Source organism: Myxococcus vastator (assembly GCF_010894475.1).
Lineage (GTDB): Bacteria > Myxococcota > Myxococcia > Myxococcales > Myxococcaceae > Myxococcus > Myxococcus vastator.
Map to the genome: position 1 here is coordinate 1 of NZ_JAAIYB010000578.1, position 4,349 is coordinate 4,349.

The window sequence follows — 4,349 nt, forward strand, 5'->3', positions numbered from 1 at the left end:
GTGGACTTCACTACCCTGCGCGAACCTCAATCCAAGACGCGTGCCAGCCTCCGGCCCCGGGGAAGTGGGAAGCGGGAGGGGTCGCGGAGGGAAAAGTCGTTCCCCGATCAGCGCAAAGCCTGAAGAAAGCACCGGGTGCGACGCGGGTACGATGCCGGAAAAATTTCCTGAACCCCATGGGGTCTCCCGGGAGGGCACTTCGTAACCCACTGCTATCCAAGGGCTTTCCCTCCCTCCAGTACGTGGCACACGCGCTGCTAAGGCAACGCAGCCGGAAGCAACGCTCGGCCGCAGTGGGGCCGGGAGCGCGACACACGCTTTTGAGGGAGAGCTGACGATGGGCAAGACGAGCGCGGGGTTCTGGACGGTGTTGGGCGTGATGCTCCTGGGGGGCTGCGCGCACCAGCCGCAGGTGAAGGTGGACAACACGGAGCAGCCCTACCGGATTGGCCGTGAGGACGTGCTGGACATCGCGGTGTGGCGTGACGCGGAGCTGTCCCGGACGCTGCCAGTCCGTCCGGATGGCTACATCTCCATGCCCATGGTGGGCGAGGTCCACGCCGCGGGCAAGACGCCCACGGAGCTGGCTGACTCGCTGAAGGCGGCCTATCAGCCGTACGTGCAGGAGCCGCGCGTGACGGTGATTGTCCGCGAGGTGAACAGCAGCCGCGTGTTCGTCACCGGCGAGGTGGCCCACCCGGGCGCCTATCCGCTGCGCGGCCGCGTGTCGCTGCTGCAGGCCATCGCGCTGGCGGGTGGCTTCACGGACTTCGCCAACTCGGACGGCATCGTGGTCATCCGCACCGACAGCAAGGGCGGCCAGATTCCGGTGCGCTACAGCGACCTCATCTCTCCGGATGGCGGACACGAGGTCATGCTCCGGCCGGGTGACACCGTCGTCGTTCCGTGAAGGGTGATGCCGCGGTGGGCGTCGTGGACGTGGGCGGTGGTTGGCGTACGGGACGGAGGGCGACGGTGAAGGGCAACTGGAAGAAGTGGCTACTCGCGGGCCTCATGTTCGGCGCGCCCGCCACGCAGGCCGCGACGGTGTGGGAACCCCGGCTTCGGCTGACGGCCGAGGAGCGGTTCGACGACGACCTGCGCCTGGGCGGTGACGGCACCGGCCAGCTGATGACGAAGGTGACGCCGCGGCTGGGACTGGAGGCGAAGGACGCGCGGCTCACGCTGGACAGCTTCTACGCGGCTGACCTGCTGATGCGGCATGGGTCGGGCAGGACGACGCTGGACCACCGGGGCGGTCTGGAGGCCCGGCACCAGATGACGCGCCGGCTGCGGCTGGACACGGCGATCCGGGTGTTCCGTGTCACGGACCCCAGCTCGCTGCCGCGTGACGGCCTGGCGCGCTCCACGCTGCCCACGTTCTTCACGCAGGCGACGCTGGGCGTGACGAACCGCGTGGCGGAGCGGCTGGACGTGCGCGCGGGCTACCGCTTCGAGGCGGTGCGCATCATCGACGTGGGGCAGCGCGCGGGGTACGCGCACACGCCCTCCATCGAAGGCTGGTACCGCGCCACGCGCCGGCTCAGCCTGGGCTTGGAGTATCGGTACCAGGGCTTCCTCTATGAGGGGACGCTGAGCCAGTCGCACGGCGCGGCGCTGGGGTTGCGGTATCGGCTGACGCGGCCTACCACCTTCACCGTCCGGGCGGGCCCCGTGCGGTACCTGGCGCCGGTGGCCCAGCAGGGAGGGTGGGTTCCGCGAGTGAACGTGGAGCTGCAGCGCGCGGGGGAGCTGTTCGACGTGGGCGTGTCGATGGGACACGACCTGGTGGGCGCGAACGGCTTCACCAACGCGCTGTGGGCGGACTACGCGTCGGTGATGCTGGCGCGCCGGTTCACCCAGAAGGTCTCGCTTTTTGGCGCGGCCAGCTTCTTCCGCAACGGGCAGGCCCCGTCGCTGGACTGGGCCGTGTTCAGGGGAGCGCCGCGGGTGTCGCAGGGCTACGCGGTGAGTGGTGGTGTGGAGTACCGCATTGACCGGCGCCTGTCGGCGCAGGGTGCGGTGGATCGAATCGCTCAGGTCGGGCTGGCGGATTCGGCGAGCGCGGTGGACCTGACGCGCAATGTGTTCGCCGTCCGTTTGGTGGTGACGCCTTGGTAGCTACAGCGCGTGGGATGGAGGAGGAGCGGAACATGGAGCGAGGGATGACGGCAGACCAGCTTCTGGGAGCCCTGTGGCGACGCAAGGCCCTGGTCGGTGCCATCGCAGCAGTGGTCTTCTTGGTGGGCGCAGCCATCGTGATGACCCGGCCGAGCATGTACGAGGCTTCAGTGGTGGTCCGCGTGGAGCCGCAGCGGCCAGGTGAGGAAATGGTGCAGCGCACGGTGAGCGAAATCATCGAGCAGCGGCTGCTCACCGTTCGACAGGAGCTGCTGGCGCGTCCGGTGCTCCAGAAGGCCATCGAGGAGATGAACCTCTATCCGGACATCGTTTCGGAGAAGGGCATGGAGTCCGCCGTCGCGCAGATGCGCAAGGACCTCACGGTGCGCGTGGAGGGTGAGACGGCCTTCGAGCTCACCTACGCCAACCGCGACCCGCAGGTGGCGGCGCAGGTGGCCAACCGCCTGCCGACCATCTTCTCCGATGAGACGCTGAAGATTCGTCAGGCGCAGGCGGCGCGCGCCACCGACCTCTTCAACGAGGAGATGGTGGCGCTGGGCAAGGCGGTCAGCGCCTGGGAGGGGAAGATCTCCCAGTTCAAGGTGGACCACCTGGGCGAGCTGCCCGAGCAGATGGAGATGAACATGCGCGGCCTGGAGCGCGTGTCGCACCAGCTCCAGACGAAGTCGGAGGAGCTGCGGGTCGCCGAGGCGCGCCGCTCCGACCTGGCCCGCGCTCGCAACGCGGTGGACAGCGAGGCCGGCCGGCTCGAGGCCGCGGAGAACGGGCTCACCCGTTCACTGGTCAACGCCCGCACCACCTGGACGGAGGACCACCCGGAGGTGAAGCGCCTGAAGACGGAGCTGGACAGCATGTCCGCGCGCCGCAAGGACGCTGAAGGTCGCCTGTGGGCCGAGCGCGCCGAGCGCACCCGCGTGGCCTCGCTGATTGGCAACATCCAGCAGGAGATTCAGGACCTCCAGAAGCAGGCCGAGGCGTACCAGGCCCGGCTGAACAACACCCCGCGCTGGGCGCACGAGCTGGCGGTGATGAACCGCGACTACGAAATCGCGCGCACCAAGTACCAGAGCGTGGTGAGCCGCAAGGTGGAGGCGGAGATCGCGCAGGAGCTGGAGGCCAAGAGCGCCAAGAGCCTGTTCAACGTCATCTCCCCGGCGGGCGTGCCGGCGACCCCGGCCCGGCCGGACCGCATGGCGGGCATGCTCATCGTCTTCCTCCTGGCCCTGGGCCTGGGCGTGCTGACGGGCTCGGTCCTGGAGATGCGCGACGACAGCCTGCGCGATGGCACCGAGGTTCGCCAGCGCCTGACGCTGCCTGTGCTCGCGGTGGTCCCGGAAATGCAAGGCAAGACGGAGCGGCGGATTCTGATGCCGGCTTCGGGGGCTCGAAACAGCGTGTCCAACCCCACGACGTTGAACTGAGTCTCGCCGGAAAAGGACGGAGGACGGACATGGATCAGACGATGGAACGGGCGGGCAACTTCCTCCCCCGAGTGGATGACAACCCGACGGGCGGCAACGCGGTGGACCGGCGGGTGGTGACGTTGACGGCGCCGGCGTCGGCCGCGGCGGAGCAGTACCGCAGTCTTTATTACAGGCTGGAGCGGATGCGGGAGCTGCGGCCGATGAAGGTCGTCGCGCTCACCTCGGCGATGCCGGGGGAGGGCAAGACGGTGACGAGCGTCAACCTGGCGCTCGCCGCGGCCCGGGCGAACCCGGAGCGCCGCATCCTGCTGGTGGACGCGGACCTGCGCCGGGGCGGCGTGGCGGCCACGCTGGGCATGCGCAACAAGACGGGCCTGGCGGAGCTGCTGGCGGGGGACTGCGAGGTGCGGGACGTGGTGCGGCGGTTCAACTCCACGCGCCTGGCCCTCATCCCCGCGGGCGTCACCCCCGAGGACACCGCGCAGGTGCTGGCGAGCGGCCGGATGAAGCAGTTCCTCAAGGCGGTGCGCGAGGGCTTCGACGAGGTCTACATCGACTTGCCGCCCACGCTGCCCTTCGCGGACGCGGCGATTCTGGGCCACCAGGCGGACGGCGTGCTGATGGTCATCCGCGCCAACGTGACGTCGGGCAAGGCGGTGCACCAGGCGGTGGAGAGCCTGGGCGGCGCGCCCATCGTCGGGTGCGTGCTGAACGGCGCGGAGGTCCACTCGGCGCCGTACCTGAAGAACTACGTGAAGAAGTAGCGGCGGGTGGCTTCGGCTC

4 protein-coding genes are annotated in these 4,349 nt (G+C 69.1%); all 4 read left to right on the forward strand.

The window, feature by feature from the left end; genetic code table 11:
* Positions 1–337 precede the first annotated feature (337 nt).
* Positions 338–910, forward strand: coding sequence for a polysaccharide biosynthesis/export family protein (locus G4D87_RS34195; RefSeq protein WP_163786869.1), 573 nt, complete (start codon positions 338–340; stop codon positions 908–910).
* A 65-nt stretch (positions 911–975) separates the two neighbouring features.
* Complete coding sequence (locus G4D87_RS34200; RefSeq protein ID WP_205507827.1) at positions 976–2,121, forward strand: porin family protein; 1,146 nt, start codon at positions 976–978, stop codon at positions 2,119–2,121.
* Positions 2,122–2,135: 14 nt separating this feature from the next.
* On the forward strand, positions 2,136–3,563 hold the full coding sequence (locus G4D87_RS34205) for a GumC family protein (RefSeq protein ID WP_163786871.1): 1,428 nt from the start codon (positions 2,136–2,138) through the stop codon (positions 3,561–3,563).
* A 29-nt stretch (positions 3,564–3,592) separates the two neighbouring features.
* Positions 3,593–4,330, forward strand: a complete 738-nt coding sequence (locus tag G4D87_RS34210; RefSeq protein WP_163786872.1) for a CpsD/CapB family tyrosine-protein kinase — start codon at positions 3,593–3,595, stop codon at positions 4,328–4,330.
* Positions 4,331–4,349: the final 19 nt, after the last annotated feature.

Coding starts and splice junctions, on each gene's coding strand:
- G4D87_RS34195 (WP_163786869.1), top strand. CDS start 338: ATGGGCAAGACGAGCGCGGGGTTCTGGACGGTGTTGGGCGTGATGCTC.
- G4D87_RS34205 (WP_163786871.1), top strand. CDS start 2,136: ATGGAGGAGGAGCGGAACATGGAGCGAGGGATGACGGCAGACCAGCTT.
- G4D87_RS34210 (WP_163786872.1), top strand. CDS start 3,593: ATGGATCAGACGATGGAACGGGCGGGCAACTTCCTCCCCCGAGTGGAT.